Origin of the sequence: Herbaspirillum sp. Sphag64, from assembly GCF_014192645.1 — a bacterium.
GTDB lineage: Bacteria > Pseudomonadota > Gammaproteobacteria > Burkholderiales > Burkholderiaceae_D > Herbaspirillum.
On sequence record NZ_JACHYE010000004.1, the window covers coordinates 90,178 to 104,684 of the forward strand.

Genomic DNA, 14,507 nt, shown 5'->3' on the forward strand with positions numbered 1-14,507 from the left:
CGGATCAGCGCAGAGCGGAGGCATAAAAAGTACGAGAAAACGCAATTCATCTATTAGGGAGTTTCAATAATTTCCCATGGAGATTCTGAACTCATCAGAGAAGCTTGATCGACTTATCGTTTCGTTAAATTGGTCAATCACCCATTTGACCTTCCTGAAAAAATGAGGGCTATCAACGGTCTCATCAGCATGCACTCGTAAGGCTTCTCGATATTGCCCGACGTCATTTTTATAACTTTGATGGGCACTCGCGAGAATGTCGTCTTCTAAGTGGGCGAAAACATTTATACGAAAAAAAGGCCTAGCCGAAGCTAAGCCTTTATATTCTTGGTGGCCCGGGGCGGAATCGAACCACCGACACAAGGATTTTCAATCCTCTGCTCTACCGACTGAGCTACCAGGCCAAGACGGAGAAGTATAGCAAGATATTTGAAGAATGCAAGAAGTATTTTTGTTTTTCGTAAAATGTTTCCCCTTTTCCTCAAAACCGCGTCGTTTAAAAGAACAAACTGTTGTGAATTCCGATGATGGAGATCAAGGAAAGGCAATCCGGGAAGCCGATTATAATGTTCCACCATGAACGCTCACACTACTTCCTCTTCCGTCGCTGCGGGTCGTCCGGCACCGACGCATTCCTGTGATATCTGTATCGTCGGTACCGGCGCCATCGGTAAGACGGCGGCGCTGGCATTGGCGCAGGCTGGCTTGCGGGTGAACCTGCTGGCAGCGCCCTCTGCTCCGCCACAGGGGGAGCAGGCAAGCTGGGACGTGCGGGTCTATGCGATCAATCAGGTTGGTCAGTCCTTGCTGGCATCGGTCAAGGTCTGGGATGCGCTTGATGCAGAGCGGATCGCGCCGGTGACCGGTATGGATGTGGTGGGTGATGCCGAGTCCAATCCCGGGCAGTTGTCTTTTGATGCTTATGCATCTCGGGTGGATGCGCTGGCGTGGATTATCGAGGACCGTAATCTGAATCAGGCGCTTGATGCTGCGCTTAAATTTGCACCGAATGTGCGGGTGATACAGGCGCGTGCCAAGTCCTTGCAGGCTGATCCGCAGAGTGCATGGCTGCAACTGGAGAATGGCGATACGTTGCAGGCCGATTTGATTGTGGGCGCGGATGGCGCGCAGTCGTGGGTGCGCGGGAAATGCGATATCGGGCTGGACTACCGCTCCTATGGTCAACGCGCCATTGTGAGTAATTTCGCCTGTGAGAAGCCGCATAACGGCATTGCCCGTCAATGGTTCACGGCCGCCGAAGGGATCGTGGCCTTGTTGCCGTTGCCGGGGCAGAAGGTGTCGCTGGTGTGGTCTGCGCCGGATGCGCTGGCTGATACGCTGATGCGGCAGCCTGCCGCACATTTGGCACAGGAGCTGGCACGTTACGCTGAACCAAGCCTGGGGCAGCTGACGCCGTTGTTGCCTGAGCTGGTTCGGGAGTTTCCATTGCGACTGATCAAGCCGCATGCGATCATCGCGCCGCGCGTGGCATTGATTGGCGATGCGGCGCACGTGGTGCATCCACTAGCCGGGCATGGGATGAATCTCGGTTTTGCGGATGTTGCCGGGTTGCTGAAGCAGATTGCTGAGCGCGAGCCCTATCGCGACTGCGGCGACCCTAAAATGTTGCGTCGTTACGCCCGATCCCGAAAAGAAGATATATTGCTGATGCAATTGACGACCGATGGATTGGCGCGATTGTTTGAGGTTGATGTCGAACCTTTACGAGCAATTCGCAATATTGGTTTGAACCTGGTCAATCATTTGCCTGTCTTAAAGCGACGCCTGATGGCCCATGCGCTTGGCAAGGGTGCGTGATAGGCTGTGAGCCTAGCGGTTACATCAGGCTGTTGCATCTGACTTGACCCCGTGCGCGGCATAGGCTGCGTTTTTGTTTTATTACTGGAAGAACATGAAGAAGATTTCTGCTTTTATTGCTGCAGCAACTGCTGGTGTGGTGTTGGCATGTGTGAGCGGCGTGGCGTTTTGCGCTGATAGTACCGAAGCGACCATTCAAAAACTGATTGAGCCGCGTCTGGGTGAGGGTGCCAAGGTGGATTCGGTGACCAAGACGCCTTATGCGGGCTTGTATGAAGTGCAGATTGATGGCGATGTCATCTATACCGATGCCAAGGCGCAATATCTGTTCATTGGTCGCGTTGTCGATTCGAAGACTTATCACGATTTCACCAAGGAAAAGATTCAGTCGCTCAACAAGGTCAGCTTCTCTGACCTGCCGCTGGATCTGGCCATCAAGACCGTGAAGGGTAATGGCAAGCGCGTAATCGCGGTGTTTGAAGATCCGAATTGCGGCTATTGCAAGCGCTTCCAGAAGACCCTCAAGGAAGTCGATAACATCACTGTCTATACCTTCCAGTACAACATTCTGGCGGCAGACTCTATCGACAAGTCGCGCAACATCTGGTGTGCGCCGAATCCCGGCAAGGCCTGGAGCGACTGGATGAGCGACGCTAAGGAAGCGCCTGCTGCACCGGCTAGCTGCACTGCACCGCATGAGAAGGTGCTGGCACTGGGCAAGAAGTTGAAGGTTACCGGGACTCCGACGATTATTTTTGCGGATGGCTCGCGGATTCCGGGCGCGATCGATGCGAAGGCGCTGGAAGAGAAGTTGACGACCGTGAAATAAATGCGGTGAAATACCACAGCAAAAAAGAAAAACGGCGTTGCGCTTGATGCGTAACGCCGTTTTTTTATGGGCTGTCGGGATGGAGATGGGGCTTATTTTTAGCTTGTTTTGAGCTTATTTCCCGGTATGTAGCTGCATCATGGCAGCTTCAAATTTGCCTTCGCACAGCAGCGGAATCGCGCTCAGGCTTTTGTCGATGGCGTCGTTGATCAGGTTTTGTTCTTCCTTGCGTGGCCGGTGCAGCACGAAGTCGGCAACCGGTTGTTGCAGGCCAAGGGTGCGCGGATGGCCGATGCCAATGCGCAGACGCCAGTAATCCTGCGTGCCGAGCGCGGCGGTGATGTCTTTGAGGCCATTGTGGCCGCCAGAGGAGCCGCCTTTTTTGATCTTGGCAACGCCAGGCGCGAGATCGAGCTCATCGTGCACCACCAGTACCTCTTCGGCGGCGATCTTGTAAAAGCGCGCCAGACCGCCGACCGATTGGCCGGAACGATTCATGTAGGTTTGTGGTTCCAGCAACCAGACTTCCTGGCCGCTGATGACAGTCTTTGCCATCAGGGCATTGAGGCGTGCTTCGCGGTTCAGACGGACACTGCCGGCCAGATTGTCGACCAGCCAGAAGCCTGCGTTGTGGCGGGTTTGTTCATATTCCGGGCCGGGATTGCCGAGGCCGACGATAAGGCGGATGGACATGCGTTTGGGTCTTCAACGATAAAAACGATAAGCGCAGATTATCGCGGATATCGCGCGCATACGTCCACATTGCGCCGACATTGCGTCGCTTTTGCTGGCACTTTGCAGCGCTTTGCGATTCCTTGCCAGCCTGCGGCGTGGTTTGTTGCTACGCAGGCAAGCCCGGTGCCGGGTCCTGCTCGGGAATCTGAAATAATTCGGCGCTTTATCGTGATTTCTGGGCTGTCAAGATTGGCGCGGACAGTTGAATTGCGTATCATCCAACGCTTGTTTTTCAATTCTGGATTCATTGCCATGTTGCCTTCGATCGAACAACGATTAGCCCTTGAACTCGCCGCCAAGCCGGTGCAGGTTGCTGCCGCGATTGCGCTGCTGGATGAGGGGGCAACAGTTCCCTTTATCGCGCGTTACCGGAAGGAAGCGACCGGTGGTCTGGACGATATCCAATTGCGTTTGCTGGAAGAGCGTCTGCGCTATCTGCGCGAGCTGGAAGACCGCCGTGCGGCCATCATTGCTTCCATCGAAGAACAAGGCAAGATGACGCCGGTCTTGCTCGATGCCATTGTGCACGCCGAAGACAAGACCCGTCTCGAAGACCTGTATCTGCCCTACAAGCCCAAGCGCCGCACCAAGGCGCAGATTGCTGCGGAAGCTGGTTTGACTGCGCTGGCGGATGCCTTGCTGGCTGACCCGTCGCTGAACCCGGAAGAGGAAGCCGCCAAGTACCTCAAGCCTGCCTTTACCACTGACAATGGCGATAACCCGGGTGTGGCCGATACCAAGGCGGCACTCGATGGTGCGCGCCAGATTTTGATGGAGCGCTTTGCCGAAGATGCGCAGTTGCTGCAGGCGCTGCGTGAATATCTGACCGAGCATGGCGTGGTCGAGTCGAAAGTGGTTGAGGGCAAGCAGGACGCCGGTGAGAAATTTGCCGACTACTTTGAATATTCTGAAACCCTCGGTACGATTCCCTCGCACCGTGCTCTGGCACTGTTCCGCGGTCGTCGCGAAGAGATGCTGACGGTCACGCTGCGTCTGGATAGTGAAGAAGAAAAGCCGAAGTGGGATGCGCCGCATAATCCTTGCGAGAATCGCATTGCGCAGCGTTTTGGCGTCAGCAACAAGGGCCGTGCGGCGGATAAGTGGCTGTCCGATACGGTACGTTGGGCGTGGCGCGTGAAGGTGTTCATGCATCTGGAAACCGAGCTCATGACCAGTCTACGTGAGCGCGCTGAAGCCGAGGCGATCAATGTCTTTGCCCGCAATCTGAAGGATTTGCTGCTGGCGGCACCGGCTGGCCCGCGTGCCACCATGGGGCTCGATCCTGGCTTGCGTACCGGCGTGAAGGTGGCGGTGGTGGATGCCACCGGCAAGGTGGTCGATACCACCGCCATTTATCCACACCAGCCGCGTAACGACTGGGAAGGCTCGCTGCACACGCTGGCGCTGCTGGCCGAGAAGCACAAGGTGTCACTGATTTCGATTGGTAACGGCACTGCTTCGCGCGAAACTGACAAACTGGCGCAAGACCTGATCAAGCTACGACCCGAGCTGAAGCTGACCAAGATCGTCGTCTCCGAAGCCGGTGCATCGGTCTATTCGGCCTCCGAATTTGCCTCCAAGGAACTGCCAGAGCTGGACGTCTCCTTGCGTGGTGCAGTATCGATTGCACGACGCTTGCAGGACCCGCTGGCGGAGTTGGTGAAGATTGATCCGAAATCCATCGGTGTCGGTCAATATCAGCATGATGTTGGTCAATCCCAGCTGGCGCGCTCGCTGGATGCGGTGGTAGAAGACTGCGTCAATGCCGTTGGTGTGGACGTGAATACGGCATCGGCGCCGCTGCTGGCGCGCGTGTCGGGCTTGAATGCGAGCGTTGCGCAAAGCATCGTGTCGTATCGTGACATGAAGGGGATGTTCCGCTCGCGCGCTGCATTGCGTGAAGTGCCGCGTCTAGGCGAGAAAACGTTCGAACAGGCTGCCGGCTTCCTGCGGGTGATGAATGGTGAGAACCCGCTGGACGCCTCTGCGGTGCACCCGGAGTCTTATCCGCTGGTGCAGAAGATCCTCGCGGACATCAACAAGGACGTCAAAGGCGTGCTTGGTGAAGCCAGCTTGCTGAAGTCATTGAATCCCACAAAATATGCGGATGAAAAGTTCGGTGTGCCAACGGTCACCGATATTCTGAAAGAACTGGAAAAGCCTGGTCGTGACCCGCGTCCGGAATTCACCACGGCAACCTTCAAGGAAGGCGTGGAAGAAATCAGTGACCTGCGTCCCGAGATGATTCTGGAAGGTGTTGTCACTAACGTGGCGGCTTTTGGTGCTTTCGTCGACATCGGTGTGCATCAGGATGGTCTGGTGCATATCTCGGCCTTGTCGAATACCTTTGTCAAAGACCCGCATACCGTGGTGAAAGCAGGGCAGGTGGTGAAGGTCAAGGTGCTGGAAGTTGACGCCAAGCGCAAGCGGATTGCGTTGACGATGCGCCTGTCGGACAGCGCGCCTGTGGCCGGTAGCAAACCGGAGCAGCGTGGCGACCGTAACGATGCGCGACGCTTGTCACAACATCAGAATCAGCAGCAACGCCAAGCAGCACCGGCCAACAGTGCCATGGCCGCAGCCTTTGCTAAATTGAAGGGCTGAGCTTGCTTGCCTGTCCGTTCACTGCGCTCAATGAGATCAGTGAGCGGGGCAGGTAGTCGGTAACTGATTGAGTCCCTCCGTGTCGTAACGGAAGCTGGCGCTGGGTTTGCCGGTGCTGTTGTTGGTGTTGATGGTGATGATGTAGAGACTGTCAAAATCGCTGCTCTTCCACACCGGCACCTGCGCCGGATCACCGCCATTGTCCGCCATTATTTTGCGTGCGGCACGTTCCAGCAAGTGATGTTCCCAAGCCACGAAGACGGTCGCATTCTGGTATTGCGGCGCTAATAAAGCGGCTTGCAACTGGTCGGTGTCTTCCCAGCCAAAGTCGGTATTGACCGGCATGTTCAGTGCAATGGCGGTCGGTTCAATGGTCGCCAGCGGGCGGAGGTAGTTGTAGCGCTGCAAGCCGTCACGTTTCTGTACGCCCGGATTCGGCGCGAAAATGGCGGCGGGTTTGTCAAATTTCTTTTGCAAAACAGCGGGCAGTGCCAGCGCCCGGTTCAATCCCTGGCAATTCAATTGTCCCAATCCACCCTCGGGCTTTTCACCATGCCGCAGCATGACGATGGTTTCCGCAGCATGGCTGCTGGTGTGAAGAAAAAAGCCGAGTAGCGAAATCGCCAGCAGTCGTGAATACATCATTGTTAAATCAGGGGTGAAAATGGTTAAGCGAATCGGTCGATAAGTCGTGGAAGGCTACAACTCTTCGACCAGGAACAGTCGCCGGTGCTCACGCATGGCATAGCGGTCGGTCATGCCGGCGATGTAATCAGCAACCTGACGCGCCTGGCGGCGCGCCAGTTCGTCTTCGGTTTCGCTGGCGCGCAGCTGGACCTGATAGTCGGGCGGCAGCAGATTCGGCTGCTTGAAAAAAGCGTCGAAGAGCTCAATGATGATGCGGCGGGCCTTGCTGGTCATGCGGTTGACCTGATAGTGACGGTACAGGTTCTGGCGCAAGAACTGTTTCAGCAGCGCGGCTTCCTGTTGCATCTTTTCCGAGAAGGCAATCAACGGCGGGGCATTGCGTACATGTTCAATGTTGCGCGGATCAACATCGGCGATGTTGGCACGTGATGTGCCGATCAGGTCGACAATGAGCGTATTGATCATGCGACGTACCGTTTCGTTGATGGCACGCCGGCCACTGATGCCGGGGAATACGGCCTCTGCCTGTTGCCGGTGTCGTGCAAAGAAATCCACCTCATTAAGCTGCGCTACGGTGAGCAAGCCCGAGCGTAGACCGTCGTCGATGTCGTGATTGTTGTAGGCAATTTCATCGGCCAGATTGGCCAGTTGCGCTTCCAGCCCGGGTTGCTTCTTGTCGATGAAGCGTTGACCAATTGCGCCGAGTTGGCGGGCATTAGTCAGCGAGCAGTGCTTGAGGATGCCTTCACGCGTTTCAAACATCAAGTTCAGGCCATCAAAGCCGCCGTAGTGCTGCTCCAGATCATCGACCACACGCAGGCTTTGCAGGTTGTGTTCGAAGCCACCATAGTCTTGCATGCAGGCGTTGAGTGCATCCTGACCAGCGTGGCCGAAGGGTGTGTGGCCCAGATCATGCGCCAGCGAAATCGCTTCCACCAGATCTTCATTGAGACGCAGATTGCGGGCGCAGGAGCGGGCAATCTGTGCCACTTCAATACTGTGCGTCAGGCGCGTACGAAACAGATCGCCTTCGTGATTGACGAAGACCTGCGTCTTGTATTCCAGTCTGCGAAATGCAGTGGAATGCACGATACGGTCACGATCGCGCTGATACTCGGTGCGCGAACCAGGCGCTGGTTCAGCGTAGCGCCGACCTGCAGAATGGTTGTCGTGCGCGGCATAGGGAGCCAGTTTCAGTGGGGCGAGTTGTACGTCTTGGGTCATGGCAGAAACTCATTTCATCAATGTTTTCAACAGCCCTTTGCAAAGACGACCAGCAGGATGTCATTGCATGCAGCAGGCACTCAGGGTTTCCAGCAACAGCGCTTGCGGCACACTCGTGATGAGTGGCTTGCCGAGTGGTTTGATCAGGATGAACTTGATCTGGCCACCTTCATTCTTCTTGTCGACTTCCATTAGTTCCAGCCAGCGCGCCTGCCCCAGATTGGGAGCTTGCACCGGCAGACCGGCCGCTTTGACGACGGCAGTCACACGCTCTTTGGTGTGCTGGTCAATAAAGCCGAGACGATACGACAGATCGGCTGCCATTACCATGCCACAACCGACTGCTTCACCATGCAGCCATTGACCATAGCCGAGTCCGGACTCGATGGCATGGCCAAACGTATGGCCGAAGTTGAGGATGGCGCGTAGACCGCCTTCGCGTTCATCCTGGCGCACCACATCTGCCTTGATTTCGCACGAACGCTGAATGGCGTAGGCCAGAGCGCTATCATCGCCGCCGACCAGACGCTCCATGTTCGCTTCAATCCAGTCGAAGAAGGCGGCATCGATAATGGCACCATGTTTGATCACTTCTGCCAGTCCCGCCGACAGTTCCCGTGCTGGCAGGGTGTGCAGGGTAGCCGTATCGGCGATGACAGCCTGCGGCTGATAGAACGCGCCGATCATGTTCTTGCCTAGCGGATGATTGATACCCGTCTTGCCGCCAACCGAGGAGTCAACCTGTGACAGCAGGGTGGTCGGGATCTGTACGAACGGCACGCCGCGCATGTAGGATGCTGCTGCAAATCCGGTCAGGTCACCGATGACGCCGCCACCGAGCGCGATCATGGTGGTCTTGCGATCACATTTTTCTGCCAGCAGCACATCGAACACCTTCATCAGGCTGGCCCAGGTCTTTTCTTCTTCGCCGTCGGGCAAGACGATGGTGGTGACCTGTTTGCCAGCGTCTTCCAGCAATTTTTGTACTTTTGCCAGATATAGCGGTGCCACGACATCGTTGGTCACAATCGCTGCGCGTTTGCTTTGTACGTGGCGCGTCAGCAGTTCGGTAGAGGACAGCAGGCCGTGACCAATCGAAATCGGATAACTGCGTTCGCCGAGGTCAACATGCAGGGCGATGTAGCTGGAGGTAGAGGTCGTCATGGCAGGGCGGGCAAAGGAAACCGCGGGAGCAGAGCGCACGGCAGTGGCGTGCTCAAGACCGGTAGCGGCGGGTTCGAGATCAATGGAATAGGCTTCGGACATGGTCACAAGGCTGGCTTTGGGTGTCAGTTCCAGTTGGCTCATGATGGCCTGTACCAGATACTGAATGTTGGGGCGGCCGGTCTCAATAATGAAATCGGCGACTTCACGATAGTAAGGTTCGCGCTGCCGCGATAATTCTTCCAGTTTGCGACGTGGATCAGCGGTTTGCAGCAACGGACGGTTTTTATCTCTCCCGGTGCGTTGCAGGATTTGATTGATACTGGCACGCAGATAGATGACCGTCCCACGCTCTTGCAAAATGGCGCGGGTTTCCTCGCGCAGGATAGCGCCGCCGCCGGTAGCCAGAACGACATTTTCCAGTGCGCTGAGTTCACGGATGACTTCTGCCTCGCGCTTGCGAAAGCTTTCTTCACCCTCGATTTCAAAAATGACGGGAATGGAGGCGCCGGTACGCGCTTCGATTTCATGATCTGAATCGATGAAACGCTTGTTCAGCTTTTTCGCCAGGGCACGTCCTATGGTTGTCTTGCCGGCGCCCATCAGGCCGACAAGAAAAATGCTTCCACTCATATGTGTTATTCGCTGCGGGATTATCCGGGCAGTTGCCTGGCAGACATCTCTTCGAGATTGTTATTTTGCCAAGCAGGACTGACTGTAACAGGCGATTTTACCGTTTGTTGCTGCCTTGTCGTGAAATTATCCGGGTAATTTTCGGCTTAAAACCCCTGTTTTGACCTGTTAATGCGGTAAATCGTCGATGGCGACAATGCTGGGAGTCAGAAAAATCAGCAATTCTGTCTTGGCTTCCACTTTTGCGGTATTGGTGAACAGGCGTCCCAGAAGCGGCAGATCGCCCAGAAGCGGTACTTTGGTGGTCGTATCTGACTCGGTTTTGGTATAGATGCCGCCGATGATCACGGTGCCGCCATCTTCTACCTGAACCTGCGTCTTGACATGCTTGGTGTTGATCGCCAGTCCGCCAGGTGTGGAGATGCCGCGACTGTCTTTGCTGATGTCAACACTGAGGATTACATTGCCGTCTGGCGTGATCTGTGGCGTGACTTCCAGTTTCAGGTTGGCTTTCTTGAAGGCCACTGAGGTGGCACCGCTGGTGGTGGATTGCTGGAAGGGAATTTCTTCGCCTTGCTCAATCAAGGCCGCTTGCTGATCTGCCGTAATCACGCGTGGGCTCGAGATGATCTGTCCTTTGCCATCGCTCTCCAGTGCTGACAGTTCGAGATTGAGCAATCGATTGGCACCGGCACTGAACAGGCTAAGGCCAACGCTGCCGGCGGCAAATGCATTCAGTGATGCGGCGGGTAAATCGATACCGGGATGATTGCTGGAGCCTGCTGCTGCCGTGCTTGCGAAGGAAGACGACAAGCCCAGACGCGCACCGAGATTGCGACTGAAGCTGTCATCCGCCTCTACGATGCGCGCTTCAATCAGGACTTGTCGTGCCGGCACATCGATTTTGCTGAGCAGATCGCGGACTTTATCCAGTACGGCGGGCGTATCGGTCACGAAAAGTTGATTGGTACGCGCGTCAACCAACGTGCTGCCTCGGCGTGACAGCATATGCGGATGGACATCGACATCGCCACTTTTGCCGACACCGAAGAGTTTGCGGAAGATGTCCGCTTTTTGATAATTGAGCTGAAATACTTCGGTATGTAGCGCCTCGACTGCGGCTGTTTGTTCCTGCTCTTCGCGCTCGCTTTTTTCCTTGGCCAGAACTTCGACGCGCGGTGCAATCCAGATGACGGAATCCTGGCGTCGCATTGCGAGTCCTCGGGCTTGCAAAATGACGTCCAGCGCAAGCGGCCAGGGAACGTTTTGCAGGCGTAGCGTCACTGTGCCGGTCACACTATCGCTGGCCACGATATTGATCCCCGTGAATTCGGCAAAGGTATGTAGGACTGCGCGGATATCGGCTTGCTGAAAATTGAGCGATAAGCTGGCAGCTTCCTGGGGTGCAATGTGCTCGTTGGATGTTGCTGCTGTAACGATGCTGGCGGTGTCGTTCTGGCTAGGATCGATACGGATCAGGATGGTGCGCGTTCCTGTGATAACGGTATAGGGCGCTGTGCGGCTGAGATTGAAGACCAGACGTGTCCTGTCCTCGGCGTGTGCAATTGCGTAACTCTGGAGGATGCTGCCTTGTGCCCTGGATGAGAAGGTATTGGCATTGTTGGGGGAACGAACATCAATGGCACTGTGCGGTAAGTCGAGCACAATCCTTGCGGGGCTTTCAGTCGAAAAGTGACGTATGGTCTGTTTATTCTCATTGTCATTGCCCCTGTCGTTGTCTAGTGTGATTGTGATCTCGATCTGCTGTGCCGTAGTCATGGCATCGATTGCGATAATGGCATTTTCTACCTCTTGTGTATGCGCAGTCAGACACGTTAGGGCAGCGTAGATGCCAAGCAGACAGGTAACACAGAAGTGCATCATGGCGTTACACCCGCGAAGTGCAGCTGGCGCAGATGGACGCTCCAGCTGCCATCGGTTTGGGGCAATAGTTCTTCCAGCTCCAGCGCGTTCGCCGAGATGCGCAATATCCTCCCGAAATGCGCACCGAGATAGTCGCCGATTCTGATGCGATACACCTTGCCGTCAGTGCGTATCAGCGCGTTATTGCCAGCAGCGCCCAATAAAGTCCCGACCAGTGTGATTGACTCAAGTGGATGGTCTTCTAATGGCTGACGAGGACCACGTTGAGGTGGTCTGATAGCCAATGCGACGAAATCTGTTTCTTCATCATCGGGCTGGTGACGATAAAAAGGACTCCTTATCTGAGCACTCAGATAAGGAGGCGGGGCTGGTTCGATAGCAGCAGACAAATTTGCAGATTGGTTGGGTTGATTGGAACTGGTCTGGGCTGATTGTTGTGCTGCCTGGCTGAGCCAGTCCTTGAGCTGTTCTTTTGATTCCTGCTCCTGGCAGGCGGTCAGCAGTAGCGATAACGGCAGTAACAACGGCAGCAATAGTGGCGATAGGCAAGTTCGCACGACGGTGATGAGCTGCATCATGATCAGCTTCATGATCAGCTCCCGGCTTTGGTCGATGCTGGCGCTGCCGCACGACGAAAGCTCAGGATGCTGGTTTCAAGCTGGAGTAAGTCCTTGGCTTCGCCGGTGCTATTCAGTTGTAATTTTCCGAGCACGAAGAGTCTCGGCGATGCGGCCAGTGCTGCTGCAAAATGACCGATGTCGTGATAACGGCCGAGCAGACGCAGCTGTAGCGGTAACAATTGATAATACGGTGTGTTTACAGGGGCGGCTGGCCGTGCCATCTCAAGCGTCAGTTGATGCTGTGTCGCGATGGCGGCAATTTCGCCTAATAGAAGACCCGGATCGTCGTGGTCGGAAAATTGCTGATGATACCAGCCAATGCGTTGTCGTAATTCCTCCTGTTCAACGCGTAGCTGGTCAAGATCTGACGTTCGCTGCAACTTGTTGCGGTAATCCAGTTTGAGCTGTGCCTCGTCCTGTTGCTGATCGTTGATCACATGCTGCGCCGGGATGAGCAAAAAATACCACCCCATCAGTAGAGATAAAAGAAAAATGATCGCATTCAGGCTGGTGCGTGGCAACCAGTGCCAGCTTGCCGGATGACGCTGTATCAGATCGCGCAAGGAAAGTGTGCCGGGCGATGCGAAAGCTTGTGCCCATTCTGGGATGCTGATCATGAATCATGTTCCTTGTTCTGGGTGACTACGTTGATAAGGAATGCCTGTCGTTGGCCAGACTTGGTGGTGTGTTGCAAGTCGACGAGGCTTGATGGGTATTGCTGCCGGAGGGCATGGAGCAGGTCGGCAATATCCTGATGGCTATCGGCCAGTCCCTGCAGAGACAAGCGCTGTTTCTCTTCGCTGAGCTGCTCGAGAACGATGCCGGGTGGTGTGTTCATCGCCAGCAACGTCAGTAGGCTCACTGTTGCGGTGCGTTGCTGCTGCACGCTATCGAGTGCTGCACGTTGCTTGCTTAGTTGAACAATGTCTTGTTGTATTTGTTGACGAAGCGCAATGTGTTGATCCTGCTGCTGGTGTGCCTGCCGTAACAGTTGCAGTCGCTCGCGCTGCCGTTCGTGCTGCTGTTCCAGGATTAGCCAGTTGCAGAGGATGATGACGCTGGCACTTATCAATAGCACGGCTAGCCAGCGCTGATAGCGCTGTTGCTCGCGCCGACTACGTCGTTCATGTCGCGGTAGCAGATTGAATCTGATCACCGTGCAGCCTTTTGTCTGTGCAAGCCCAAAGCTAAACCACAGGCGGTTAAATACGGTGATCCATGCTCCTTCAGGATGCTCGTGTCGCCGTCCCCGATGAGCGTCATGCCGAAAAATGGCATGCTGATACTGACCTCGACGGCTGGTGGCAATACGGATTGCATTTGCTTCTGGCAGGCTGGTGTCGCCAGTTGCGGGCCTGTCAGAATTATTTTTTCGGATAAGCTGTTGTGCGTTGTAGACGGCATGCTGGTTGCAAACAGTTCCAGACTCCGTTGCCATAGGCCCGGTAGTAGTCTGGCCAGACCATCTGGCGTTCGCTGCGATTGAGGCAGCGGTGCTGACAGAGAAACCATTCGGGGTGAGGCGTTTGGACTGATGAACAGGGCCAGTTGTAATGCATTTCCATCAATGCAAAGTATGCCGGTTAGCTGCGCGGTGCAGTTCGCCGTGTTGCCAAGGCCGTGGCCTGGATTGCGCAGGCAGGTGGCATATTGTGCATAACAGTCTGGTTCGATCGCGAGCAGATCCAGTCCTGCTGCTTCGGCAATGGCGAGCCGATCATCAACGCAGTCTCTGTGGACTGCGGCAACGAGCACGTGTTGATGGGCATTCCCCTGCGTGGATTCAGGCAATTGAATATCGATACAAGCCTGTTGTATTGGATAGGGGACAAGGCTTGCTAATGCTTGCTGTGCCATAACGGTCAATTGTGTGTGCCTGGGTTTCGTAACCCGTTGCTCCACGGGGAGCAATACCGTCGTTGTCAGGCACGCAGGAATATTCATGGCGACTTCACGCGCTGTACTGCCACATTTTTCCAGCAAGTCACGCAAGGTTTGAATCACGAGATCGATTTTTTCGATATGGCCATTGTTGATGGCATCCATTGGCAATGCTTCAGAGGCATGTCGCACAATGACCGGGGGGGCTTTGGCGGTGATATGCAGTTCGACCAGGCGGATGGCGCGGCTGCTGATGTCGAGCCCGGTTAGCGTTGGTTTGGTGCGTGATAGAAGGCGGGGCAGCGTAAACAAGGATGGTTCTCGACGAGGTGCGTAATGCCAGCAAAGTCCGTAAGGTGCGGTAGTAGTATGTTGTTAAAAATACAATTGTTATCCTAGCAACAACATGGGTTGGCTGCAATTCATTTCCTTGTGGAAATTTTATTGAGGCGAAATTTCGCAACTAA

At 55.1% G+C, this 14,507-nt stretch carries 12 protein-coding genes and 1 tRNA gene; 3 read left to right on the top strand and 10 right to left on the bottom strand.

The genetic code is table 11. From position 1 onward, the window contains the following. Positions 1 to 328: 328 nt before the first annotated feature. A tRNA-Phe gene (locus FHW66_RS09010) sits at positions 329 to 404 on the bottom strand. Positions 405 to 576: 172 nt separating this feature from the next. Between FHW66_RS09010 and FHW66_RS09015 the strand changes: the two genes are divergently transcribed. Beyond that, positions 577 to 1,818, top strand: coding sequence for an FAD-dependent monooxygenase (locus FHW66_RS09015; RefSeq protein WP_183379447.1), 1,242 nt, complete (start codon positions 577 to 579; stop codon positions 1,816 to 1,818). A 94-nt stretch (positions 1,819 to 1,912) separates the two neighbouring features. Next, positions 1,913 to 2,647: a DsbC family protein gene (locus FHW66_RS09020; RefSeq protein WP_183379448.1), complete on the top strand. Its 735-nt coding sequence runs from the start codon at positions 1,913 to 1,915 to the stop codon at positions 2,645 to 2,647. Positions 2,648 to 2,761: 114 nt separating this feature from the next. Here FHW66_RS09020 and pth read toward each other — a convergent pair whose 3' ends face one another. Beyond that, the gene (pth, locus tag FHW66_RS09025) at positions 2,762 to 3,340 is read right to left on the bottom strand and encodes an aminoacyl-tRNA hydrolase (protein ID WP_183379449.1); all 579 of its coding nucleotides are present in this window, start codon (positions 3,338 to 3,340) and stop codon (positions 2,762 to 2,764) included. A gap of 294 nt (positions 3,341 to 3,634) precedes the next feature. Between pth and FHW66_RS09030 the strand changes: the two genes are divergently transcribed. Next, on the top strand, positions 3,635 to 5,986 hold the full coding sequence (locus FHW66_RS09030; protein ID WP_183379450.1) for a Tex family protein: 2,352 nt from the start codon (positions 3,635 to 3,637) through the stop codon (positions 5,984 to 5,986). Between the two features lie 36 nt (positions 5,987 to 6,022). On the opposite strand, the gene FHW66_RS09035 is transcribed toward FHW66_RS09030, so the two are convergent. The 8 genes from FHW66_RS09035 to pilM all read right to left on the bottom strand — a co-directional run bounded on the left by FHW66_RS09035 (position 6,023) and on the right by pilM (position 14,352). Beyond that, a complete protein-coding gene (locus FHW66_RS09035) occupies positions 6,023 to 6,631 on the bottom strand; it encodes a hypothetical protein (RefSeq protein ID WP_183379451.1) in 609 nt (202 codons plus the stop codon). Between the two features lie 54 nt (positions 6,632 to 6,685). Next, positions 6,686 to 7,858: a deoxyguanosinetriphosphate triphosphohydrolase gene (locus FHW66_RS09040; RefSeq protein ID WP_183379452.1), complete on the bottom strand. Its 1,173-nt coding sequence runs from the start codon at positions 7,856 to 7,858 to the stop codon at positions 6,686 to 6,688. Positions 7,859 to 7,918: 60 nt separating this feature from the next. Next, entirely contained in the window at positions 7,919 to 9,655 is a 1,737-nt protein-coding gene (aroKB, locus tag FHW66_RS09045) for a bifunctional shikimate kinase/3-dehydroquinate synthase AroKB (RefSeq protein WP_183379453.1), read from the bottom strand. Positions 9,656 to 9,823: 168 nt separating this feature from the next. Further along, positions 9,824 to 11,539 carry a type IV pilus secretin PilQ gene (locus FHW66_RS09050; RefSeq protein ID WP_255458892.1) on the bottom strand — a complete coding sequence of 572 codons (1,716 nt, stop codon included), beginning with the start codon at positions 11,537 to 11,539 and terminating at the stop codon, positions 9,824 to 9,826. After that, positions 11,536 to 12,129, bottom strand: a complete 594-nt coding sequence (locus tag FHW66_RS09055) for a pilus assembly protein PilP (RefSeq protein WP_183379454.1) — start codon at positions 12,127 to 12,129, stop codon at positions 11,536 to 11,538. The genes FHW66_RS09050 and FHW66_RS09055 overlap by 4 nt, the downstream gene beginning before the upstream one ends. Positions 12,130 to 12,131: 2 nt before the next feature. After that, positions 12,132 to 12,776 carry a type 4a pilus biogenesis protein PilO gene (locus FHW66_RS09060; RefSeq protein ID WP_183379455.1) on the bottom strand — a complete coding sequence of 215 codons (645 nt, stop codon included), beginning with the start codon at positions 12,774 to 12,776 and terminating at the stop codon, positions 12,132 to 12,134. After that, positions 12,773 to 13,315, bottom strand: coding sequence for a PilN domain-containing protein (locus tag FHW66_RS09065; protein ID WP_183379456.1), 543 nt, complete (start codon positions 13,313 to 13,315; stop codon positions 12,773 to 12,775). Before FHW66_RS09065 ends, FHW66_RS09060 begins: the two co-directional genes overlap by 4 nt. Continuing rightward, complete coding sequence (gene pilM, locus FHW66_RS09070; RefSeq protein ID WP_183379457.1) at positions 13,312 to 14,352, bottom strand: type IV pilus biogenesis protein PilM; 1,041 nt, start codon at positions 14,350 to 14,352, stop codon at positions 13,312 to 13,314. Before pilM ends, FHW66_RS09065 begins: the two co-directional genes overlap by 4 nt. Between the last annotated feature and the right edge of the window lie 155 nt (positions 14,353 to 14,507).